This is a genomic window from Mycolicibacter senuensis (genome assembly GCF_002101885.1).
GTDB classification, from domain to species: Bacteria; Actinomycetota; Actinomycetes; order Mycobacteriales; family Mycobacteriaceae; genus Mycobacterium; species Mycobacterium senuense.
Map to the genome: position 1 here is coordinate 111,852 of NZ_LQPS01000025.1, position 23,105 is coordinate 134,956.

Here is a 23,105-nt window from a genome sequence, read left to right on the forward strand (position 1 = left end):
ATGGAGCAGCGCCCAGCGATGAAGCGGCCCACGAAAGTCGCCGACCTGCTGAATCCCGCCTCACTGTTGATGCCGGCGGCGAACGTGATCATGCAGTTGTCGCTGCCGGGCGTCGGTTACGGCGTGCAGGAGAGCCGGGTGGACAGCGGCAACGTCTACAAGCACCCGTTCAAGCGGGCCCGCACCACCGGCACCTACCTGGCGGTGGCCACCATCGGCAGCGACGAAGACCGTGCGCTGTACCGCCAATGGGTGGACAGCGCGCACCGGCAGGTGCGTTCCACGCCCGAAAGCCCGGTGCGCTACAACGCGTTCGACCCCAAGCTGCAGCTATGGGTGGCGGCCTGCCTGTACCGCTACTTCGTCGAGCAGCACGAGTTCCTGCACGGCCCCCTCGACGACGCGGCCGCCGACGCGATCTACGCCGACGCCAAGAAGCTCGGCACCACGCTGCAGGTGCGCGACCAGATGTGGCCGGCCGACCGGGCGGCGTTCGACGAGTACTGGAAACGCTCGCTGGACGAACTGCGCATCGACCCGCCGGTGCGCGAGCACCTGCACGGCGTGGCCTCGATGGTGTTTTTGCCCTGGCCGCTGCGACTGGCCGGCCCACTGAACCTGTTCGCCACGACCGGCTTCCTGCCCGCCGAGTTCCGCCAGCTGATGCGGCTGGACTGGTCGGCCTCGCAGCAGCGCCGGTTCGAGTGGCTGCTGTCCGGGCTGCGGCTCGCCGACCGGTTGATCCCACAGCGGGTCTGGGTGCTGGGCTACCAGGCCTACCTGTGGGACATGCGTTTTCGGGCCCGCACCGGTATGCGCGTGGTCTAGCGTCGCCGGCGCTGTGCCATCCTGGGCTGATGGTCGACATCTCGGGTGTGGGGATCTGGAGTGCGCCGCTGCGCTACGGCGATCAGGGCGAGGCCGCCGAGGCGGCCGCCGAACTGGAGGAACTGGGCTTCGGCGCGCTGTGGATACCCGACGTCGGCGGTCCGGTGTTCGACTCGGTGGGCAACCTGCTGTCGGCCACCCGGCGGGCGGTCATCGCCACCGGCATCCTGAACCTGTGGATGCACACCCCGGCCGACGTCGCGGCGTCGTACGCATCGCTGACGGCGACCCACGGTGACCGCTTCCTGCTCGGGATCGGTGTCAGCCATGCACCGCTGATCGACGCCGGGGATCCCGGCCGCTACCGCCGGCCGCTGCGGGCGATGACCACCTTCCTGGACGGCCTCGACGCCGCGGACAACCCGGTACCCGCCGGATCCCGCGTGCTCGCGGCACTGGGCCCGAAGATGCTCGGGCTGGCCGCAGCGCGCAGCCGCGGCGCCCACCCCTACCTGACCACCCCGGAGCACACCCGGTTCGCCCGCGAACAGCTGGGATCCGGTCCGTTGCTGCTGCCCGAGCAGACCGCGATCCTGTGCGCCGACCGGGCCGAGGCGCGCGAGATCGGCACCAAGTGGCTGGGTTCCTACCTCGCGCTGCCCAACTACGCCAACAACCTGCTGCGTTCGGGCTTCACCGAGGAGGACATCGCCTCGGTCAGCGATCGACTGTTCGACGCGATCATCGCCTGGGGCTCCGTGGAGGCCGTGACCGGCCGGATCGCCGAACATCGGGCCGCCGGGGCCGACCACGTCTGCGTGCAGCTGCTCGACGCCGACCCGCGCGCCTTCCCGCGGGACCACTGGCGCCGGCTGGCCGAAGCCGTGGCCTGAGCCCGGCATCGGCCGGGGTCTGACCGTCCGGTTAGGCCCGGCTAGGCCGCCAGCACGATCAACAACGCGATGATCGCGGCCAGCACCGCCAATCCGGCCCACAGGATGGCTCGGCCGCCGGCCGGCGAGCGTTTCGCCGGTGTCAGCTGCGGGCTGGTCGACGGCGGTACGCCCCAGTTGCCGGTCGGCGCCGCGCCGGGTGTCTCCGGAGGCGGCGGCGGGGTGGGTTCTTGCTCCGGTGTCGGATAGCTCGTCATGGCCGGTTGCATTCACCGGCATCGGCGGCATCAAACCCCGGACGCCAGGTCAGGCCTGCTGACCTGCATTGCCACTGGTGGGCGCGGACGGTATCGAACCGCCGACCGCTGGTGTGTAAAACCAGAGCTCTACCACTGAGCTACGCGCCCCAACCCGGGCAGGTTACCCGGCATGCTGTCGAGCGCCCAAAACCGCGCCGGCGATCACCCCTTGAGGGCGGCCAGGGCGTCGACCCACAACTGCTGGTCGCGCGCTTCGCCGGGCGCCTTCATCTCGGCGAACCGGATGACGCCGGACTTGTCGATGACGAACGTGCCGCGGTTGGAGAATCCGGTGTCGGCGTTGAACACCCCGAACGCCTGGCTGACGGCGCCGTGCGGCCAGAAGTCGGAGAGCACCGGGAACAGGAATCCGCTCTGGGCCGCCCAGATCTTGTGGGTGGGCGGCGGGCCCACCGAGATGGCCAGCGCCACGCTGTCGTCGTTGACGTAGGTGGGCAGGTGATCACGCAACTGGTCCAGCTCGCCCTGGCAGATACCGGTGAAGGCCAGCGGGAAGAACACCAGCAGCACGTTCTTCTCACCGCGGAAGCCACTGAGGCTGACCTGTTGCTGGTCCTGGTCTTTGAGGGCGAAATCGGGGGCTGCGGTGCCGACGTCCAACATCAGCGCTTTCCCGTCCGTGACTTGGGTTGAACCAATCGACTGGCGCTCCAGTCGCCGAGATTGACCGACGAGGTCGGCATCAGCCCGGCGGTCGGCGCCGACTCGGCGATCTCGGCGGGGCGCACATGGCCGGACTTGCCGGTCTTGGGCGTCAGTACCCAGATCACGCCGTCATCGGCCAGCGCGGTGATCGCGTCCATCAGGGTGTCGACCAGATCGCCGTCGCCGTCGCGCCACCACAGCAGCACGACGTCGATCACCTCGTCGGTGTCCTCGTCAAGCAGTTCGCTACCGCAGGCCTCTTCGACGTCGGCACGGATGTCGTCGTCGGCGTCGTCGTCCCAGCCGAACTCCTGGACCAACTGGTTGCTCTGGATGCCCAATTTGCGGGCCAAGTTCGGGGCGTTATCCGCCGCGACCACCGTGTAACCTCCTTCGACCGTCACCGCGCCGTTTGTTGAGCATCATCGTTGCACAGCACGCCGCACGGCACGGGATCGATGGGCTCAGAAGGCGCGACACAACTGCATTCCCTTCTCCCGGGCCCGGTTGAGCTCGTCTTTGCGGGCGTTGTACACCGAGACCGGCGCCTTACTCGAAATCGCGTTGGCCACGCCACGCGCGGCTTCGACGTAGGTGTTGAACGCGTCGGTGAGCTCACCCGACAGCTTTTCGTTGATGGCACCGGCCACTTCGTCGGCACTGTGGTTGAGCGCCTCGACCGCCGGCCCGGCGGTGCCGGGGATGTCCCCGCCGCTGTTGAACGCCTCGACGTACTTGTTCACGGTGTCGACGGCGTCGCTGCTGCTCGAGGCGAACCTGCCGCACGCACCGCGCACCGCCTGGGTCGTCATGGATTGCTGACGCTGGGTCTCGCGGATGCTCGACGTCGCCTCCGAAGCCGACACCGATGCCGACACCGAGGAGCGGTAGGCCGGTGCCGCCGAGGTGTCCGCCTGCGGGTCCCCGCCGATGATGCTGGTGCAGCCGACGACGCCCATCGCCACCGCCGCGGTTCCCCCGGCCACCAGGGCGCCCACCCGGGCGTGTCCCCGCACCCGCCCACGCGGGACGGTCCGCCATCCGGTCAGCACAACCTCAGACGTTACCGCGTTGTCGCGAACAAGCCGAGATCAGCCCACCGCAGCCGACTCACCCACCGCCGGTCCCGGCCGCGGTGGGGCAGGATAGAAAAGAAGGGACCGACGAAGCGATCGATTTCCGTGTCGTGCCGGCCACAAGCCGACAGACACGTTTCACCTCCAAACCAAGGAGCAATGCGTTGACTACCGAGGCCGCGGACCAGGATCTGGCCAAGAAACCAAGCGGCACAAGCGAAACCGATCGGGTCCGAGTGATCCGGGAGGGCGTGGCGTCCTACCTTCCCGACATCGACCCGGAAGAGACCTCCGAGTGGCTGGAGTCCTTCGACGGACTGCTGGCCCGCTCCGGCCCGGCTCGCGCCCGCTACCTGATGCTGCGCCTGCTCGAACGCGCCGGCGAGCAGCGGGTGGCCATCCCGGCACTCACCTCGACCGACTACGTCAACACCATCCCGACCGAACTGGAGCCGTGGTTTCCCGGCGACGAGGACATCGAACGCCGCTACCGGGCGTGGATCCGCTGGAATGCCGCGGTCATGGTGCATCGCGCGCAGCGGCCCGGGGTGGGCGTCGGCGGGCACATCTCGACCTACGCATCGTCGGCCTCGCTGTATGAGGTCGGGTTCAACCACTTCTTCCGCGGCAAGGACCACCCCGGCGGCGGGGACCACATCTTCATCCAGGGTCACGCCTCCCCCGGCATCTACGCGCGGGCGTTCCTGGAGGGCCGGCTGAGCACGCATCAGCTCGACGGCTTCCGGCAGGAGCACAGCCATCCCGACGGCGGCCTGCCGTCCTACCCGCACCCGCGGCTGATGCCCGACTTCTGGGAGTTCCCCACCGTCTCGATGGGGCTGGGCCCGATGAATGCCATCTACCAGGCGCGGTTCAACCACTACCTGCACGACCGGGGCATCAAGGACACCTCGGATCAGCACGTCTGGTGCTTTCTGGGCGACGGCGAGATGGACGAGCCGGAGAGCCGCGGGCTGCTGCACGTCGGCGCGCTGGAGGGCCTGGACAACCTGACCTTCGTGATCAACTGCAACCTGCAGCGCCTCGACGGCCCGGTGCGCGGCAACGGCAAGATCATCCAGGAGTTGGAGTCGTTCTTCCGCGGGGCGGGCTGGAACGTGATCAAGGTGGTGTGGGGCCGCGAGTGGGACGCGCTGCTGCACGCCGACCGGGACGGCGCCCTGGTCAACCTGATGAACGTCACCCCGGACGGTGACTACCAGACCTACAAGGCCAACGATGGCGGCTACGTGCGGGAGCACTTCTTCGGCCGCGACCCGCGCACCAAGGCCCTGGTGCAGGATCTGTCCGATCAGGACATCTGGCACCTCAAGCGCGGCGGGCACGACTACCGCAAGGTCTACGCCGCCTACCGCGCGGCCGTCGAGCACCAGGGTCAGCCGACGGTGATCCTGGCCAAGACCATCAAGGGCTACAGCCTCGGCAGCTACTTCGCCGGCCGCAACGCCACCCACCAGATGAAGAAGTTCCGCCCGCAAGACCTCAAGGATTTCCGCGACGAGATGCGAATTCCCATCTCCGACGCCGAGATCGAGGACAATCCCTACCTGCCGCCCTACTACCACCCCGGCGAGGACGCACCGGAGATCCGCTACCTGCTCGACCGCCGTCGCGCCCTGGGCGGTTTCGTCCCGCAGCGCCGCACCAAGACCCGCTCGCTGACCCTGCCGGGACCCGATGCCTATGCGGCGGTCAAGAAGGGGTCGGGAACCCAGGAGGTCGCCACCACCATGGCGACCGTGCGGGTGTTCAAAGAGTTGTTGCGGGACAAAGAAATCGGGCATCGGATCGTACCCATCATCCCCGACGAGGCCCGCACGTTCGGGATGGATTCCTGGTTCCCGTCGCTGAAGATCTACAACCGCAACGGGCAGCTCTACACCTCGGTCGACGCCGAGCTGATGCTGGCCTACAAGGAAAGCGAAGTCGGCCAGATCCTGCACGAGGGCATCAACGAGGCCGGCTCGACGGCATCCTTCACCGCGATCGGGACGTCATACGCCACCCACGACGAGCCGATGATCCCGCTCTACATCTTCTACTCGATGTTCGGTTTCCAGCGCACCGGCGACGGCCTGTGGGCCGCCGCGGATCAGATGGCGCGCGGTTTCGTGCTCGGCGCCACCGCCGGGCGCACCACGCTGACCGGTGAGGGCCTGCAGCACGCCGACGGTCACTCCCTGCTGCTGGCCTCCACCAACCCGGCGGTGGTCTCCTACGATCCCGCGTTCGCGTTCGAGGTCGCCCACATCATCGACAGCGGCTTGGCGCGCATGTTCGGGAAAGACCCGGAGAACGTGTACTTCTACGTCACGCTCTACAACGAGCCCTATGTTCAGCCGGCTGAGCCCGACGGCTTCAGCGCTGACGACGTCGCCGGCCTGCTGCGCGGGATCTACCGTTACCAGCGGGCCGCGGAGCCCAAGTCCCACACCGCCCAGATCCTCGCCTCGGGGGTGGCGGTGCCCGAGGCGCTGCGTGCCGCCGAGTTGTTGGCCGCCGACTGGGATGTGGCCGCCGACGTGTGGTCGGTGACCAGCTGGGGTGAGCTCAACCGTGACGGCGTGGCGATCGAACGCGAGCGACTGCGGCACCCCGGGCGCTCGGCCGGCGAGCCGTACGTGACGCGGGCGCTAGCCGATGCCGCAGGCCCGGTCGTGGCGGTGTCGGACTGGATGCGCGCGGTACCCGAGCAGATCCGGCCCTGGGTGCCGGGCACCTTCATCACGCTGGGCACCGACGGGTTCGGCTTCTCCGACACCCGGACCGCCGCGCGGCGCTACTTCAACACCGATGCGGAGTCGGTGGCCGTGGCGGTACTGGCCGGCCTGGCCCGCGACGGGGCCATCGACGCGTCGATCCCGGCCACCGCCGCCACCCGCTACCAGATCGACGATGTGATGGCCGCCCCGGAGCAGACGTCCGACTCGGGGGTGGCCTAGCCGCCTTGTCGGGTCCAGCCAGAAAATTGGCGTAGCTTTTAGGGATGGTCGACAACAATCCGGGGCCGGTGCTGCCGAGGTCCACGCTCGATCTGCTGAGCGCGGTCCCGGACACCCTGCTGCGCAGGTTGAAGCACTACTCGGGCCGCCTGGCCACCGAGGCCGTCTCGGCGATGGGTGACCGGTTGTCGTTCTTCGGCGACCTGGAGGCCTCCCAGCGCGCCAGCGTCGCCCTGGTGGTGCAGGCGGCGGTGGTCAACTTCGCCGAGTGGATGCACGACCCGCACAGCAATGTCAGCCACACCGCGCAGGCGTTCGAGTTGGTGCCCCAGGACCTGACGCGGCATATCGCGCTGCGCCACACCGTGGACATGGTGCGGGTGACCATGGAGTTCTTCGAAGAGGTCGTGCCGATGCTGGCCCGCTCCGAGGAGCAGGTGACCGCACTGACGGTGGGCATCCTCAAGTACAGCCGCGACCTGGCGTTCACCGCCGCCTCGGCCTACGCGGACGCCGCCGAGGCTCGCGGCACCTGGGACTCCCGGATGGAAGCCAGCGTGGTCGACGCCGTGGTGCGCGGCGACACCGGGCCGGAGCTACTGAGCCGCGCAGCGGCGCTGAACTGGGACACCAACGCCCCGGCCACGGTCGTGGTGGGCACCGCGCCGCCCGGCCCGGACGCTCCCCCGCAAGCGGGAGGTGCCCCCATCTCCGGCCAGAAGGCCAGCCAGGACGTCCGCGACGTCGCCGAGCGCCACGGCCGCGCCGCGCTGACCGACGTGCACGGCACCTGGTTGGTGGCGATCGTGTCCGGCCCGCTGTCGCCGACGCAGAAGTTCCTCGCGGATCTGCTCGCGGCGTTCTCCGACGGGCCGGTGGTGATCGGCCCGACCGCGCCGAGCCTGACCGCGGCCTACCACAGCGCCAGCGAGGCGATCTCGGGGATGAATGCCGTGGTCGGCTGGACCGGGGCGCCACGGCCTGTGCTGGCCCGCGAACTGCTGCCCGAGCGCGCCCTGATCGGGGACGCCTCGGCGATCGCGGCCCTGCACACCGACGTGATGCGGCCGTTGGCCGAGGCCGGACCGGCACTGACCGAGACGCTGGACGCCTATCTGGACTGTGGCGGCGCGATCGAGGCGTGCTCCCGCAAGTTGTTCGTTCATCCAAATACCGTCCGCTACCGACTCAAGCGGATCGCCGACTTCACCGGACGTGATCCCACCCAGCCGCGCGACGCCTACGTGTTGCGGGTCGCCGCCACGGTGGGCCGGCTGGCCAATCAGGCGCAGCATGCCAGCTTCAGCAGCGCGCCGGTGACCTATGCCACCCCGACCACGTCACCGACGCCCGGCCCCGCGGTCGACGAGCATCACGTCGGGTGAGCGCGGCACGGTCCGGCGGCGCCGGGACGGCGCCGTCGACGTGCCGTCGACCAGGCAGTTGTCGCAGGACGGTATCGAACATGTCGCATCGGATAGCTGTTTTGTAGGACTTCCACAAAAACATAAGACAATGTTCATAATCTAGGACATCCTGCAAAGTGCGCTTCACAATGTTCTCTTAAAGACGTGATTGCGTTGCTCGCTCCCGGACAGGGATCCCAGACCCCCGGCATGCTGTCGCCGTGGCTGGAACTGGCCGATTCCGGCGACGTCCGGGCCCAGTTGACCGCCTGGTCGGAGATCAGCGGCCTGGACCTGGTCGCGCTTGGCACCACCGCAACCGCCGAGGAGATCACCGACACGGCGGTCACCCAGCCACTGGTGGTGGCGGCGACCCTGCTGGCCCACGGCGAACTGGCCAAGCGCAACAACGGCTCCCTGACCAGCGGTGACGTCGTGGTGGCCGGCCACTCCGTCGGCGAGATCGCCGCCTACGCCATCGCCGGCGTGATCTCCCCCGACGACGCCGTCATGCTGGCCGCCACCCGCGGCCGCGAGATGGCCAAGGCCTGTGCGCTCGAACCGACCGGCATGGCGGCCGTGCTGGGCGGCGACGAAGCCGAGGTGCTGACCCGTCTCGAGCAGCTCGACCTGACCCCCGCCAACCGCAACGCCGCGGGGCAGATCGTGGCCGCCGGCCCGCTGCCCGCACTGGACAAGCTCGCCGAGGACCCACCCGCCAAGGCGCGGGTGCGTAGGCTGGCGACCGCGGGGGCCTTCCACACTCAGTACATGGCCCCGGCCCTGGAGGCCTACTCCGCCGCGGCGGCCCGGGTCACCACGAACGAACCGACCGCCACCCTGTTGTCCAACCGCGACGGGCAACCGGTGACCACGGCGGCCGCGGCGATGGACCAGCTGGTCGCCCAGCTGACCCGGCCGGTGCGCTGGGACCTGTGCACCGAGACGCTCCGCACCCGGGAGGTCACGGCGATCGTGGAGTTCCCGCCCGCGGGAACGCTGGCCGGGATCGCCAAACGCGAACTTCGGGGGACCCCGACGCACGCCGTCAAGTCCCCCGCGGATCTGGACGGGCTCCCCGAGTTCTAACCCTTTTCAAGCCCGCTCCAACCTGCACAACCAGATACACGCAGTAGTCAAGCCGCACACCCCGTGCGGAACCAACCGAAGGGAACACACTGTGCCTGCCAGCCAGGAAGAAATCATCGCCGGTCTCGCCGAGATCATCGAAGAGGTGACCGGTATCGAGCCGAGCGAGGTCACCGTCGAGAAGTCGTTCGTCGACGACCTGGACATCGACTCGCTGTCGATGGTGGAGATCGCCGTGCAGACCGAGGACAAGTACGGCGTGAAGATCCCCGACGAAGACCTCGCCGGTCTGCGCACCGTCGGCGACGTGGTCGGCTACATCCAGAAGCTGGAGGCCGAGAACCCCGAGGCCGCCGCGGCCCTGCGCGAGAAGTTCGGTTCGGAGAGCTAAGTGTCGAAGCCCGCTGCTCCTTCAACGGCCAACGGCGGTTACCCCAATGTGGTGGTAACCGCCGTTGAGGCCACCACTTCAATCGGGGCGGACGTCGAGAGCACGTGGAAGGGCCTGCTGGCCGGCGAGAGCGGGATCCACGTCCTCGAGGACGACTTCGTCAGCAAATGGGATCTGCCGGTCAAGATCGGCGGGCACCTGAAAGACCCGGTCGACGACCACATGGGCCGGCTGGACCTGCGACGGATGTCCTATGTCCAGCGGATGGCCAAGCTGCTCTCCGGGCGGTTGTGGGAGAACGCCGGTTCTCCCGACGTCGACCCGGACCGGTTCGCCGTCGTCGTCGGCACCGGCCTGGGTGGCGGCGAGAAGATCGTCGAGACCTACGACCTGATGAACGAGGGCGGCCCCCGCAAGGTGTCGCCGTTGGCCGTGCAGATGATCATGCCCAACGGTGCCGCCGCGGTGGTCGGGCTGCAGCTCGGCGCCCGGGCCGGGGTCATGACCCCGGTCTCGGCCTGCTCGTCGGGATCCGAGGCGATCGCCCACGCTTGGCGCCAGATCGTCATGGGTGACGCGGACTTCGCCGTCTGCGGCGGGGTCGAGGGCGGCATCGAGGCGCTGCCGATCGCGACGTTCTCGATGATGCGCGCGATGTCGACCCGCAACGACGAGCCCGAGAAGGCGTCGCGGCCGTTCGACAAGGACCGCGACGGGTTCGTGTTCGGCGAGGCCGGTGCGATGATGATCATCGAGACCGAGGAGCACGCCAAGGCTCGCGGCGCCAAGCCGCTGGCCCGGCTGATGGGCGCCGGCATCACCTCGGACGCCTACCACATGGTGGCGCCCGGACCGGACGGCAAGCGGGCCGGGCGGGCGATGACGCGGTCGCTGGAGTTGGCGGGCCTGTCCGCCAAGGACGTCGACCACATCAACGCGCATGGCACGGCTACTCCGATCGGTGACACCGCGGAGGCGAACGCGATCCGGGAAGCCGGCTGCGAGCACGCCGCGGTGTACGCACCCAAGTCGGCACTCGGCCACTCCATCGGAGCGGTCGGCGCGCTGGAATCGGTGCTGACGGTGCTCTCGCTGCGGGACGGGGTCATCCCCCCGACGCTGAACTACGAGACCCCGGACCCCGAGATCGGCCTCGACATCGTCGCCGGCGAGCCTCGGTACGGCGACTACAAGTACGCCATCAACAACTCATTCGGTTTCGGTGGGCACAACGTCGCGCTCGCCTTCGGGCGGTACTGACCCAGTACCACGGGAGGGGAGTTCGCAACAGCCATGTCAACGCAGACCCAGTTGACTACGGGGAATGGTTTCCCCAACGTCGTCGTCACCGGTTTTGCCATGACGACCGCTCTGGCCGCCGACGCAGAAGCCACGTGGAAGGCTCTGCTCGACGGCCAGAGCGGCATTCGTACGCTCACTGACCCGTTCGTCGAGGAATACGACCTACCGGTCCGCATCGGCGGGCGACTGATCGAGACGCCCGAGGCATTCGATGAGGGGCTGAACCGAACCGAGCTGCGTCGGCTGTCCTACCTGCAGAAGCTGTCCACCGTGATCAGCCGGCGGGCCTGGAAGAACGCCGGCTCACCCGAAGTCGACAGCCGTCGGCTGCTGGTGTCCATCGGCACCGGGATGGGCTCTTCCGAGGAGCTCATCTGGGCCTACGACGGCATGCGAGAACGCGGTCTGAGAGCGGTCTCTCCGCTGACCGTGCAGAAGTACATGCCGAATGGTCCGGCTGCGGCCGTCGGGCTGGATCAGCACGCCAAGGCCGGGGTGATCACCCCGATCTCGGCGTGTGCGTCCGGCTCGGAGGGCATCGCCCACGCCTGGCAGCAGATCGTGCTCGGCGAGGCCGACATCGCGATCTGCGGTGGGGTGGAGACCCGGATCGAGGCGGTGCCGATCGCCGGATTCGCCCAGATGCGCATCGTGCTGTCCACCACCAACGACGACCCGCCCGGTGCCTGCCGCCCGTTCGACCGGGACCGCAACGGGTTCGTGTTCGGCGAGGGCGCGGCGCTGATGGTCATCGAGACCGAGGAGCACGCCAAGGCGCGCGGGGCCAACATCGTCGCACGCATCATGGGTGCCTCGATCACCTCGGACGGCTACCACATCGTCGCGCCGGACCCCGACGGGGCGAGCGCCGGCCGGGCGATGTCGCGGGCTATCGCGATCGCCGGCCTCTCACCCGGCGACATCAGCCACGTCAATGCGCACGCCACCGGAACCTCGGTGGGCGACGTCGCCGAGGGTCACGCCATCAACCTCGCCCTGGGCAAGGGCGGCGGCAGCGCCGCGGTGTACGCCCCGAAGGCCGCACTCGGCCACTCGGTCGGCGCGGTCGGCGCGGTGGAGTCCATCCTCACCGTGCTGGCACTGCGGGACCAGATCATTCCGCCGACCCTCAACCTGGCCAATCTCGACCCCGAGATCGACCTGGATGTGGTGGCCGACAAGCCACGCCCGGGTAATTACCAGTACGCGATCAACAACTCGTTCGGATTCGGCGGGCACAACGTAGCGCTCGTCTTCGGCCGGTATTGACGGCCATCTGCGGACCGCAGCGAGACAAGATTCGATAAAGGAGAGGCGCGATGACGACCATGGCTCCCGAAACGGTGGGCGAATCACTCGACCCGCGCGATCCCCTGCTGCGTCTGTCGACGTTCTTCGATGACGGCACCGTGGAACTGCTGCATGAGCGGGACCGTTCCGGTGTGCTCGCAGCCGGCGGCAACGTCAACGGGGTCCGCACCATCGCGTTCTGCACCGACGGCACCGTGATGGGCGGTGCGATGGGCATCGAGGGCTGCGATCACATCGTGAACGCCTACGACACCGCCATCGCCGAGCAGAGCCCGATCGTGGGCCTGTGGCACTCCGGCGGCGCCCGACTGGCCGAGGGCGTGCGGGCACTGCACGCAGTCGGCCGGGTCTTCGAGGCCATGATCCGGGCTTCCGGTTACGTCCCGCAGATCTCGGTGGTGGTCGGCTTCGCGGCCGGCGGTGCCGCGTACGGTCCGGCGCTGACCGACGTCATCGTGATGGCGCCGGAAGGACGGGTGTTCGTCACCGGTCCCGACGTGGTGCGCAGCGTCACCGGTGAGGACGTCGACATGGCCGCCCTCGGCGGCCCCGACACCCACCACAAGAAGTCCGGCGTGTGCCACATCGTCGCCGACGACGAACTCGACGCCTACGATCGGGGTCGCCGCCTGGTCGGATTGTTCTGCCAGCAAGGTCATTTCGACCGCAACAAGGCCGAAGCCGAGGAGATCGACCTGCACGCACTGCTGCCGGAGTCGGCACGGCGCGCCTACGACGTGCACCCGCTGGTGCAGGCGCTGCTCGACGCGGACACGGCCTTCGACGAATTCCAGGCCAAGTGGGCGCCGTCGATGGTGGTCGGGCTGGGCCGGTTGTCGGGCCGCACCGTCGGTGTGCTGGCCAACAACCCGCTGCGGCTCGGCGGCTGCCTGAACTCCGAAAGCGCCGAGAAAGCGGCACGTTTCGTGCGGCTGTGCGACGCGTTCGGGATTCCGCTGATCGTGATCGTCGACGTGCCGGGTTACCTGCCCGGCGTCGGCCAGGAGTGGGGCGGCGTGGTGCGCCGCGGCGCCAAGCTGCTGCACGCGTTCGGTGAGGCCACCGTCCCGCGGGTCACGCTGGTGACCCGCAAGACCTACGGCGGGGCCTACATCGCGATGAACTCACGCTCGCTGGGCGCCACCAAGGTGTTCGCCTGGCCGGACGCCGAGGTCGCGGTGATGGGCGCCAAGGCCGCGGTCGGCATCCTGCACAAGAAGAAGCTGGCCGCCGCCGCCGACCACGAGCGCGACGCGCTGCACGAGGAGCTGGCGGCCGAGCACGAGCGGATCGCCGGCGGCGTGGACAGCGCCATCGACATCGGTGTGGTCGACGAGAAGATCGACCCGTCGCACACCCGCGGCAAGATCACCCAGGCACTGGCCGAGGCTCCGGCGCGCCGCGGCCGCCACAAGAACATCCCGCTGTAGCCCGTTATCCCCGCGAGCGTGCGTGTTTGCACCGCGACACGCCGTCCTTCGGCGTACAACTGCGCACGATCGCGCCAGCAGCAAATGAGCACGAATCGCCATCCGCCGGCCGATATCTGGCGAATACTCCATTCCCATGGAGTCATTCGACGAGACAACGCACGTCAACCCCGGCGAGTCCGACGCCGATGACGGCCGACCTCGCGCAATGCTGCGACGACGCCAGGTACTGGGCGGCCTAGCCGCTCTGGGGGTGGGCGGTGCCGGCGCCGCGGCGCTGGCCGGCTGCGAAGGCAAAGGCAGCGGCGGTGTGGCTGCCGGCGCACCGGGCTATGGCACCGGGATCAACGACGGGTTCAACGGCAAGATCGAACTCGACGTGCGCGATTCGCAGCCCGACTGGGGCCCATTCGAGCTCAAGCATGCTCCCCAGGACGCACCCAATGTGCTGGTGGTGCTCTACGACGACACCGGGATGGCGGCGTGGTCACCCTATGGCGGGGCCATCGACATGCCCGTCATGCAGCGCCTTGCCGACAACGGCCTGACCTACTCGCAGTGGCACACCACCGCGCTGTGTTCACCGACTCGGTCCTGCTTTCTGACCGGTCGCAACCACCACGTGAACCGCTTCGCCTCGATCACCGAGGGATCCGACGGCTTCCCCGGCGCGGCGGCCCGCCTGCCCGCTCAATGCGCGACGGTCGGGCAGCTGCTTCAGGACAATGGGTACAGCACGTTCTGGGTGGGCAAGAACCACAATGTGCCCGAGGAGGATGTCTCCAGCGGAGGCAGCAAATCAGAGTGGCCGCTGCAGAAGGGCTTCGACCGGTTCTACGGGTTTCTCGGCGGTGAGACCAACCAGTGGTACCCGGATCTGGTGGAGGACAACAGGTTCATCGAACAGCCCTATAGCCCCGAAGACGGCTACCACCTGTCCAAGGACCTCGCCGACAACGCGATTCGGATGCTGCGCGATCAACGGTCCAGCAATCCGTCCAAGCCCTGGTACATGTGGTTCTGCCCGGGAGCCAATCATGCGCCGCACCACAGCCCGACCGAGTACGCCGAGAAGTACCGCGGCAGGTTCGATGACGGTTACGAGGCTTATCGGGAATGGGTGTTGGCCCGGATGATCGACAAGGGGATCATGCCCGAAGGCACCCAGCTGACGCCGCTGAATCCCCTTCCCGACGACGTCGCCGCACCGGTGGATGCCGTGCGGCCGTGGGATTCTCTCAACGCCGACGAGAAGCGGCTATTCTCCCGGATGGCTGAGGTCTTCGCCGGGTTCTCCGAATACACCGATGCCCAGGTGGGCCGGATCGTCGATTACCTCGAGCACACCGGCCAGTTGGACAATACGATCATCTTCTACTGCGCCGACAACGGCGCCTCGGGCGAAGGCTCCCCCAACGGCTCGGTCAACGAGAACAAGTTTTTCAACGGCTACCCCGACGAGCTGTCCGAGAATATGCGCTACCTCGATGTGCTGGGGACGCCCGACACCTACAACCACTACCCGACCGGTTGGGCCGCCGCGTTCTCCACACCGTTTCAGATGTTCAAACGCTACTCGCAGTTCTCCGGTGGCACTTGCGACCCCATGGTGATCCACTGGCCCGCAGGCATCAAGGCCAAAGGCCAAGTGCGCCATCAATACCATCACGCCACCGATATCGTGCCGACGATCCTCGACGCGGCGGGAATCCCGACGCCGCAGGAGTACCGCGGCGTGAAGCAGTATCCGCTCAACGGGGTGTCGATGCGCTACAGTTTCGACTCCTCCGATGCGCCCACCACCAAGAAACGGCAGTACTACGCCATGCTGGGCACTCGCGGGATCTGGGAGGACGGCTGGAAGGCGTCAGCGCTGCACGCACCGATCAGCGGTAAAGGCCACTTCGATCAAGACCGGTGGGAGCTCTACCACGTCGATGAGGATCGCTCGGAATCCACGAACGTCGCCGACAAGCATCCCGACAGACTCAGGTCGCTCATCGATACGTGGTTCGCGGAGGCCAAGGACAATTTCGTCCTGCCGCTGGATGACCGCACGGCAACCGACATGATCACCATCAGCCGGCCCCAGTTCGAACCGCCGCGGGAACGCTACACCTACTATCCGGACACCGCGCCCGTCCCGGAAGGCGTGGCGGCCGACATCCGCGGTCGGTCGTACAAGATCATCGCGAATGTCGATCTCGGCCGCGAAGCCCGGGGAGTGCTCTTCGCCCACGGATCCCGGTTCGGCGGGCATGTGCTGTTCATCAAGGACCGCAAGCTGCACTACGTGTACAACTTCCTCGGGATCAAGCCCGAACAGGAATTCGCCTCGCGGCAGCTGACGCCCGGCAAGCACACGCTCGGCATGGAGTTCGTCCGAAAAGAAGCCGGAAAGTATGGCGAATCAATGGGCACTACAACGCTTTACATTGACGGCAAGGCCGTCGACACGGGTCCGATGCGCGCCCAGGTAGGCAAGTTCACGCTCGCCGGCGACGGCCTGTGCGTCGGGTACGACAGCGGCGACAACGTCTCGGATCAATACCGGAACCCCGGGACCTTCACCGGCGGGAGCATCCAAGCCGTCGTCATCGACGTCAGCCAGGAAGCCTTCATCGATCTGCAACGGGAAGCCGCGGCCGCACTCGCGCGCGACTGAGCGGGCTCAGCGGGTGGTGTAGCCACCGTTGGCGAACAGCGTCTGCCCGGTGATCCAATGCCCGCCGTCGAGCAGGAAGACCACCAGCGGGGCGATGTCCTCGATCTGGGTCAGCCGGTTGCCCATCCCCTGCGACTTGTGGAATTCCACGCGCTCGGGAGTCTCCTGCGGGTAGAAGAACGGGGTGTCCATCGGTCCGGGTGCGACACTGTTGACGTTGATGCCCCGCGTCCCGAATTCCTTGGCCGCCGCCCGGGAGAAATGCTCCACCGGGCTCTTGGAGCCCGCATAGGTGGAGTAGCCGTCGGTGAACGCCCCCAGTAGTGCGGTCACAATCGTCACCACCGAACCGTTGTCGTTGAGGCGCTTGCCGGCCTGCTGCAGAAAGAAGTAGGCGGACTTGGCGTTGATGTCGAACATCGAATCATATTCGGCCTCAAGAGTTTCCAAGATGGGTTTGCGCAGCACTTTGCCGACGGTGTTGACCGCGTAATCAACCCCGCCGAATGCGTCCACCGCGGCGTCGAACAGTGCGGCGACATTGGCCGGAACGGTCAGGTCGCCCTGCACCTTGATCGCCTCGGCGCCGGCCGCCCGCACCGCGGCCACGGTCTTGTCGGCGTCGACTTCGGAGCCGTCGCTGTTGTAGTGCACCGCGATGTTGACGCCGTGGGTGGCCAGCGTGGTGCTGATCAGCCCGCCGAGGTTCTTGGCCCCCGCCGCCACCACCGCAGACTTGCCCGACATGGTGCTCATGGTTGTCCCTCCTGTCCTGGGATCCCGAACCTAACCGGGATCGGCACAAATCAAAAACAGTGTTTTGCGAGGTATCGACAAGGGTTGTTTGTGGATAGCATGTGCCGATGCTCCCGGTTCCGGACCTGCGCCGCCTGACGCAGTTCATCGCGGTCGTCGAAGCCGGCAGCTTCACCAGTGCCGCGGGGCAGCTGCACCTGTCGCAACAAGCGCTGTCGCACTCGGTGCAACAGCTCGAGAAGGAGCTCGGCGCCACCCTGCTGGTTCGCTCCGGGCGGCGCATCACGCCGACCCCGGCGGGCCAGACGTTGGTCGATGAGGGCCGCCCGCTGCTGGCGGCGGCCCGGACCATCACCGCACACACCCGGGCGGCGGCCACCTCGCCGCCGCAGGAGTTCGTCATCGGGCACTCCCCTGCGATCAGCAACCACGATGTCTACACGTTGATCGCACCGGCGATCGCGGCAACGCCGGACACCTCGTTCACGGTGGTGCAGCTGTTTCCCGACCGGCTGACCGCCGGAGTGCGCGACGGCGCAGTGCAGTTGGGCCTGCGCCGGGCGGTGGTGCCGCAGGAAAGACTTGCCGGTGCGGTGATCGGCTACGACGCGCTGCGGGTCGCGGTCCGCAGCGGCCACGCGCTGGCCGGCCGTTCCAGCATCACCATGTCGGACCTGGAGCACGAGCTGATCGCGCTGTGGGCACCGCCCGGGGCGTCCTATTACAGCGATTTTCTGGTAAACGCCTGCCGGCGCGCCGGATTCGAACCGCAGTATCGGGTGAGCCGGGTGCAGGGCTGCCCGCCGGAGGTGGCTCCCCTGACCGAGAACGCCGCGGCGTTCGTCACCGCGCCGCCGGGCCCCGCCGTAGGCGGCGCCGTCACGGTGATCGATCTCGACGAACCCCTGCTGGTGCCGCTGCAGGGGGTGTGGCAACCGCACACCAATTCGGCGGTGCGGGACCTGATCCTGCTCTGACCCGGGTTACAACGGCGATCAGGCGCCGTCGGTAAGGCCCTGGCGGATCAGCGACTTGGCGTTGTCCACCACCGCGTCGATGGACCCCAGACTGGGGGTCCACCACTCCACCGCCCAGTTCAGCGAGCCCAGCACCAGCATCTGCGCGATATAGAGGTCCAATTCCGGGCGCAGTTGGCCCTCTCGGGCGACATCGTTGATCAGCCGGCGCCAGATCTCGCCGTAGCGTTCCTCCTCGACGATCTGCCGCTTGCGAATCGCCATCGGCACCTGGCCGGCGTTACGGATCCACGCGGTGGCGTAGTCGGAGGTCTGCAGTACGTGACACAGATGCGCCTCGACGCTGGCCAGCAGCCGCATCAGTGGCGGCGTGTCGTCGGGCAGTTCGTCGAGAACCGTCGCAACGTATTCGCGCATCCCCGAGATGCCCGCGAACATCACTTCCTCGACCAGCTCGTCACGTGAGGCGTAGTAGTGGTAGATGGCCGGGGCCTGCAAGTCGGCCGCGGCGGCGACATCGCTCAGGCGAAGTCCCGCATAGCCGTTCTCAGACAGCACCTGGGCCGCCGCATCGAGTATTCGGGTACGTGTCGACATCGATTCAGAAGACGCGTCGCCCTCGGCCGCGGAGGTGCTGCCGGCCACCGGGCGCCGCTGCTTCTTGACCACGAAGCGATGATAAATGCGGTCCGGTCATCCCAATACCCCCGCCCGGGCCACCGGTGCCGCTTTCGGTGAGGCAGCCGGGATCACCGGCGTGAAAGCCTCTATCAGCGGCGTATCGCATGTTATTTAATCTAACATAAAAAACATGACCCTCGACGCGAGGTCGATCTCGAATATGATCGGACAGTGGCCAGAAAGCGGACGGTGCCTGCCGACGATCAGTCGAAATCGGAACGCACCCGTTCACGCATCCTGGATGCGGCAGCCCATGTGCTCTCGACCAAGGGCTTTGCCGGAACCCGGCTGACCGATGTCGCAGAAGTCGCCGAACTTCAGGCGCCGGCCATCTACTACTACTACCCCTCACGCGAAGATCTCATCGAAGCGGTGATCTTCCGTGGGATGAGCGACCTGGGGGTCCACCTGCAACAGGCGTTGGATGCCTTGCCGCCGGACACGACGCCGATGGACCGCATCCTGACGGCAGTGGAAGTCCATCTGCGCCACGGACTCGAACTCTCCGACTACGCGCGGGCCTCCATCCGCAATTCCGGTCAGATCCCCGAGCGGCTCCGCGCCCGGCAGAAGAAGGAATTGACCGCCTATCACCGGGTCTGGCAGCGATTGCTGGCCGCGGCGGTCGCCGAGGGCCAAGTGCGCGAGGACCTCGATCCCCGAATCGCGCAGCGGCTCATCATCGGCGCCCTCAACTGGAGTGCGGAGTGGTGGGACCCGCGCCGGCACTCGGTGGACATTCTGGTTGCCAACGCACAGGCCTTCGTGGGCCACAGCCTGGGCGCGGCCGCCAAGCCGAAGAAGCGGGCTCCCCGGAAAAGCGGCGCCTCCCCCCGCGGTCGAGCTACGACTCGTCTCGATAGTCGATGACCATGCGTCCGTCGATCTGACCGCGTCCCATCCGGTCGAAGATGTCGTTGACGTCCTCCAGCCGGGCGGCGGTCACCCTGGGCTTTATCAGTCCGCGAGCGTAGAAGTCCAAGGCTTCGGCCAGGTCCTGGCGGGTGCCCACAATCGACCCCCGGATGGTCAGTCGCTTCAGCACGATGTCGAAGATCGGCGCCGGGAAGTCGCCGGGCGGCAGGCCGTTGAACACAATCGTCCCGCCGCGGCGCACCAGCCCGATGGCCTGGCCGAATGCCTGCGGATGCACCGCGGTGACCAGCACGCCGTGCACCCCTCCGGTGGCCCGGTGAGCCTCGGCCGCCAGGTCGGCGGTGCGTGCGTTGAGCGCGACCTCAGCTCCCAGCTCGGTGGCCAACGCCAGCTTGGAGTCGTCGATGTCGACGGCCACCACCCGCAGGCCCATCGCGCGGGCGTACTGCACCGCGATGTGGCCCAGCCCGCCGATACCCGAGATCGCCACCCATTGGCCGGGACGGGCCTCGGTCTCTTTCAGACCCTTGTACACCGTGACGCCGGCGCACAGGATCGGCGCCACCTCGAGTGGATCGGCCCCGTCGGGAATGCGCGCGGCATAGGCGGCGTCGACCAGCATGTAGCTGCCGAAACTCCCGTTGACGCTGTATCCGCCGTTTCGCTGGCTCTCGCACAACGTCTCCCAACCGGTGCGGCAGTACTCGCAGTCCCCGCAGGCCGACCAGAGCCAGGCATTGCCGACCTTGTCGCCGACCCGCAGACCCTCGACGCCCTCGCCGAGCGCGACAACGGTGCCGTACCCCTCGTGCCCCGGAATAAAAGGTGGTTGCGGCTTGACGGGCCAATCGCCTTGCGCGGCATGCAGGTCGGTATGGCACACGCCGGTGGTCTCCAGTTTCACCAAGGCCTGTCCATGCCCTGGAAGCGGTAATCCGAGTTCGGCGATCTGCAGTGCGGCGCCGAATTCGGTGACTACGGCGGCGCGCATGGTGTCACCGACGTTGTCCGCGGCGATACCGGTGGTGTCCAAGGTGTCCGTCATCATCTCACTCCGTTCGTGGAAAGGGTTGTGCTCTGCGGGATTCCGGTTGTGTTCAGAACAGTCCGGTGGGGGTTTGGGAGTAGGAGACCAGTAGGTTTTTGGTCTGCTGGTAGTGGTCGAGGACCATCTTGTGGTTCTCCCGGCCGATACCGGACTGCTTGTAGCCGCCGAAGGCCGCGTGTGCGGGGTAGGCGTGGTAGTTGTTCACCCAGACCCGGCCGGCGGCGATGTCACGCCCGGCCCGGTAAGCGGTGTTGCCGTTACGGCTCCACACCCCGGCAGCCAGCCCGTAGAGGGTGTCGTTGGCCTGGGCGATGGCGTCGTCGTAGTCGCCGAACGAACCCACCGAGACCACCGGGCCGAAGATCTCCTCCTGGAAGATCCGCATCTTGTTGTGGCCGGCGAAGATCGTCGGCTGCACATAGAAACCACCTGCTAGCTCCCCACCGAGCTCGGCGCGCTGCCCCCCGGTGATCACCGTGGCACCCTCACCCTTGCCGATCTCGATATAGGACAAGATCTTCTCCAACTGATCATTGGAGGCCTGCGCCCCGATCATGGTGGCGGTATCCAGCGGATCACCCTGACGGATCGCCTTGGTGCGAATCGCCGCCAACTCCACAAACTGCTCATAGATATCGGCCTGGACCAGCGCCCGCGACGGACACGTACACACCTCCCCCTGATTCAGCGCGAACCCGGCAAACCCCTCCAGCGCCTTGTCCTGGAAATCATCACCGGCCGCCAACACATCAGCGAAGAAGATATTGGGACTCTTGCCCCCCAGCTCCAAGGTGACCGGGATGATGTTCTGGCTGGCGTACTGCATGATCAACCGACCCGTGGTCGTCTCACCGGTGAAACCGATCTTGGCGATCCGGTCACTGCACGCCAACGGCTTGCCGGCCTCCACCCCGAACCCGTTGACCACATTGACCACACCGGCCGGCAGCAGATCCCCGATCAGACTCATCAAGTACAGGATCGAGGCCGGGGTCTGCTCGGCAGGCTTGAGCACCACCGCATTGCCCGCGGCCAGCGCCGGCGCCAGCTTCCAGGCCGCCATCAACAACGGGAAATTCCACGGGATGATCTGGCCCACCACACCCAACGGCTCGTGGAAATGGTAGGCCACCGTGTCCTCATCCAGCTGCGAAAGCGCCCCCTCCTGGGTGCGGATCGCCGCCGCGAAATACCGGAAATGATCCGCCGCCAGCGGAATATCAGCAGCCAAGGCCTCCCGGATCGGTTTGCCGTTGTCCCACACCTCGGCCACCGCCAACTCCTCACGGTGAATATCGATGCGATCAGCGATCTTGTTCAGAATCTCCGCACGATCAGCCGGCGCCGTCTTGCCCCACCCCGGCGCCGCCGCATGCGCGGCATCCAACGCCAACTCGACATCCGCCCCCGTAGAGCGCGCCACCTCACAAAACGGCTGACCCGTCACCGGCGTGATGTCCTCGAAATACTGCCCACCCACCGGCGCCACCCACTGACCCCCGATGAAATTCCCATAACGCGACTCAAAACTCATCACCGCATCCACCGAACCCGGACGTGCAAAAACAGTCATCTCTTCTCCAGCTGCTATTTGAGGGTCAGACCGGCATCCACCGGCAACGTGACGCCGGTCAGGTAACGACCCGAATCCGAACAGAGGTACACCATCGCCTCGGTCACGTCACGACACTCGACCATTGGAACGGGCAGCAGATTCTCCAGTGCCGCACCGAATTCGGGATGCTCACCGATGTACTGCTCCACCTGGGGATTCTGAATCATCGGCGTCGCGACACCGGTCGGGTGCACCGAGTTGACCCGGATGCCGTGTTCGGCCAGTGTCGTTGCGTAGTAGCGCATAAGGCCGACAACACCGTGCTTGGCGGCGGTATACCCGGCGCCGCCATGGCTCTTGGTCGCGAATCCGCGTCCGACCGATTTGAGTCCGGCTGCCGAACTGGTGATGACGATGGCGCCTCCGTCACCGTGCGCCAGCAGGGACGGCAGGGCCGCCTCGACGGTGAAGTACACACCGTTGAGCATCACGTCGATCGCGTCCACGTAGGCGGCGAGCCGTCGCGACTGGTCGCCGAAGACCGGTCCGATACCGGCGTTGGCCAGCACATAGTCGATCCTGCCCAACTCCCCGACCGCGTTGTTCACCACCGCTGTCAGTTGTTCGAGGTCGCGCACGTCGGCCTGCTCCGCGATGATGCGCCGGCCGGTTTTCTCGACCAGGTTGACCGTCTCGTCCAGGTCTTCGGGTGTGGTCATCGCGTAGGCGACGCTGTCCAACTGCCGGCACAGATCGACGGCGATGATGTCGGCGCCTTCCTCGGCGAATCGCACCGCGTGGGCTCGGCCCTGGCCTCGGGCGGCACCGGTTACCAGTGCCACCTTGCCTTCGAATCGCAATGTCATGGTGTTATCCCTCGTCGGACGAAGCGC

The 23,105-nt window shown here is 67.1% G+C and carries 21 protein-coding genes and 1 tRNA gene; 12 read left to right on the forward strand and 10 right to left on the reverse strand.

What is annotated here, in order from left to right; translation table 11 throughout:
- Positions 1–18 precede the first annotated feature (18 nt).
- Both AWC24_RS05340 and AWC24_RS05345 read left to right on the forward strand, forming a co-directional pair.
- Positions 19–828 (forward strand): oxygenase MpaB family protein, encoded by an 810-nt coding sequence (locus AWC24_RS05340; RefSeq protein WP_083036381.1) that lies wholly within the window; start codon positions 19–21, stop codon positions 826–828.
- A gap of 29 nt (positions 829–857) precedes the next feature.
- Entirely contained in the window at positions 858–1,721 is an 864-nt protein-coding gene (locus AWC24_RS05345; RefSeq protein ID WP_085082766.1) for an LLM class F420-dependent oxidoreductase, read from the forward strand.
- 41 nt (positions 1,722–1,762) lie between these two features.
- On the opposite strand, the gene AWC24_RS05350 is transcribed toward AWC24_RS05345, so the two are convergent.
- The 5 genes from AWC24_RS05350 to AWC24_RS05370 all read right to left on the reverse strand — a co-directional run bounded on the left by AWC24_RS05350 (position 1,763) and on the right by AWC24_RS05370 (position 3,738).
- On the reverse strand, positions 1,763–1,978 hold the full coding sequence (locus AWC24_RS05350; protein WP_133055698.1) for a hypothetical protein: 216 nt from the start codon (positions 1,976–1,978) through the stop codon (positions 1,763–1,765).
- Between the two features lie 75 nt (positions 1,979–2,053).
- Positions 2,054–2,128 (reverse strand) — tRNA-Val (locus AWC24_RS05355).
- 54 nt (positions 2,129–2,182) lie between these two features.
- Positions 2,183–2,644, reverse strand: a complete 462-nt coding sequence (locus AWC24_RS05360; protein ID WP_085082770.1) for a peroxiredoxin — start codon at positions 2,642–2,644, stop codon at positions 2,183–2,185.
- Positions 2,644–3,066: a DUF3052 domain-containing protein gene (locus AWC24_RS05365; RefSeq protein WP_083036382.1), complete on the reverse strand. Its 423-nt coding sequence runs from the start codon at positions 3,064–3,066 to the stop codon at positions 2,644–2,646. The genes AWC24_RS05360 and AWC24_RS05365 overlap by 1 nt, the downstream gene beginning before the upstream one ends.
- 84 nt (positions 3,067–3,150) lie before the next feature.
- Positions 3,151–3,738 (reverse strand): Rv2240c family protein, encoded by a 588-nt coding sequence (locus AWC24_RS05370; RefSeq protein ID WP_371869094.1) that lies wholly within the window; start codon positions 3,736–3,738, stop codon positions 3,151–3,153.
- A 188-nt stretch (positions 3,739–3,926) separates the two neighbouring features.
- On the opposite strand from AWC24_RS05370, the gene aceE reads away from it, so the two are divergent.
- The 8 genes from aceE (at position 3,927) to AWC24_RS05410 (ending at position 16,319) form a co-directional block, all read left to right on the forward strand.
- The gene (gene aceE, locus AWC24_RS05375) at positions 3,927–6,725 is read left to right on the forward strand and encodes a pyruvate dehydrogenase (acetyl-transferring), homodimeric type (RefSeq protein WP_085082772.1); all 2,799 of its coding nucleotides are present in this window, start codon (positions 3,927–3,929) and stop codon (positions 6,723–6,725) included.
- A gap of 44 nt (positions 6,726–6,769) precedes the next feature.
- Entirely contained in the window at positions 6,770–8,110 is a 1,341-nt protein-coding gene (locus tag AWC24_RS05380; RefSeq protein ID WP_085082774.1) for a PucR family transcriptional regulator, read from the forward strand.
- Between the two features lie 186 nt (positions 8,111–8,296).
- Positions 8,297–9,220 (forward strand): ACP S-malonyltransferase, encoded by a 924-nt coding sequence (locus tag AWC24_RS05385; RefSeq protein ID WP_085082776.1) that lies wholly within the window; start codon positions 8,297–8,299, stop codon positions 9,218–9,220.
- A 91-nt stretch (positions 9,221–9,311) separates the two neighbouring features.
- Entirely contained in the window at positions 9,312–9,611 is a 300-nt protein-coding gene (acpM, locus tag AWC24_RS05390) for a meromycolate extension acyl carrier protein AcpM (protein ID WP_024440584.1), read from the forward strand.
- Positions 9,612–10,871, forward strand: coding sequence for a 3-oxoacyl-ACP synthase KasA (gene kasA / locus AWC24_RS05395; RefSeq protein ID WP_085082778.1), 1,260 nt, complete (start codon positions 9,612–9,614; stop codon positions 10,869–10,871).
- A gap of 33 nt (positions 10,872–10,904) precedes the next feature.
- Entirely contained in the window at positions 10,905–12,182 is a 1,278-nt protein-coding gene (gene kasB, locus AWC24_RS05400) for a 3-oxoacyl-ACP synthase KasB (RefSeq protein ID WP_085082780.1), read from the forward strand.
- A 50-nt stretch (positions 12,183–12,232) separates the two neighbouring features.
- A complete protein-coding gene (locus AWC24_RS05405; RefSeq protein ID WP_085082782.1) occupies positions 12,233–13,654 on the forward strand; it encodes an acyl-CoA carboxylase subunit beta in 1,422 nt (473 codons plus the stop codon).
- A gap of 208 nt (positions 13,655–13,862) precedes the next feature.
- Positions 13,863–16,319, forward strand: a complete 2,457-nt coding sequence (locus tag AWC24_RS05410) for an arylsulfatase (RefSeq protein ID WP_109560336.1) — start codon at positions 13,863–13,865, stop codon at positions 16,317–16,319.
- A 6-nt stretch (positions 16,320–16,325) separates the two neighbouring features.
- Here AWC24_RS05410 and AWC24_RS05415 read toward each other — a convergent pair whose 3' ends face one another.
- On the reverse strand, positions 16,326–17,075 hold the full coding sequence (locus tag AWC24_RS05415) for an SDR family oxidoreductase (protein ID WP_085082785.1): 750 nt from the start codon (positions 17,073–17,075) through the stop codon (positions 16,326–16,328).
- Between the two features lie 107 nt (positions 17,076–17,182).
- Here AWC24_RS05415 and AWC24_RS05420 point away from each other — a divergent pair, with 107 nt between their 5' ends.
- Positions 17,183–18,052: a LysR family transcriptional regulator gene (locus AWC24_RS05420; RefSeq protein WP_085082873.1), complete on the forward strand. Its 870-nt coding sequence runs from the start codon at positions 17,183–17,185 to the stop codon at positions 18,050–18,052.
- An 18-nt stretch (positions 18,053–18,070) separates the two neighbouring features.
- On the opposite strand, the gene AWC24_RS05425 is transcribed toward AWC24_RS05420, so the two are convergent.
- A complete protein-coding gene (locus AWC24_RS05425; protein ID WP_085082871.1) occupies positions 18,071–18,649 on the reverse strand; it encodes a TetR/AcrR family transcriptional regulator in 579 nt (192 codons plus the stop codon).
- Between the two features lie 255 nt (positions 18,650–18,904).
- Here AWC24_RS05425 and AWC24_RS05430 point away from each other — a divergent pair, with 255 nt between their 5' ends.
- Positions 18,905–19,603 carry a TetR/AcrR family transcriptional regulator gene (locus tag AWC24_RS05430; RefSeq protein WP_085082786.1) on the forward strand — a complete coding sequence of 233 codons (699 nt, stop codon included), beginning with the start codon at positions 18,905–18,907 and terminating at the stop codon, positions 19,601–19,603.
- On the opposite strand, the gene adhP is transcribed toward AWC24_RS05430, so the two are convergent.
- The 3 genes from adhP to AWC24_RS05445 are packed head-to-tail and all read right to left on the reverse strand — an operon-like array spanning position 19,578 to position 23,078.
- Positions 19,578–20,654 (reverse strand): alcohol dehydrogenase AdhP, encoded by a 1,077-nt coding sequence (adhP, locus tag AWC24_RS05435; protein ID WP_085082875.1) that lies wholly within the window; start codon positions 20,652–20,654, stop codon positions 19,578–19,580. The genes AWC24_RS05430 and adhP overlap by 26 nt on opposite strands.
- A 52-nt stretch (positions 20,655–20,706) precedes the next feature.
- Positions 20,707–22,230: an acetaldehyde dehydrogenase ExaC gene (gene exaC, locus AWC24_RS05440; protein WP_085082787.1), complete on the reverse strand. Its 1,524-nt coding sequence runs from the start codon at positions 22,228–22,230 to the stop codon at positions 20,707–20,709.
- A gap of 14 nt (positions 22,231–22,244) precedes the next feature.
- Positions 22,245–23,078: a mycofactocin-coupled SDR family oxidoreductase gene (locus tag AWC24_RS05445; protein WP_085082789.1), complete on the reverse strand. Its 834-nt coding sequence runs from the start codon at positions 23,076–23,078 to the stop codon at positions 22,245–22,247.
- Positions 23,079–23,105: the final 27 nt, after the last annotated feature.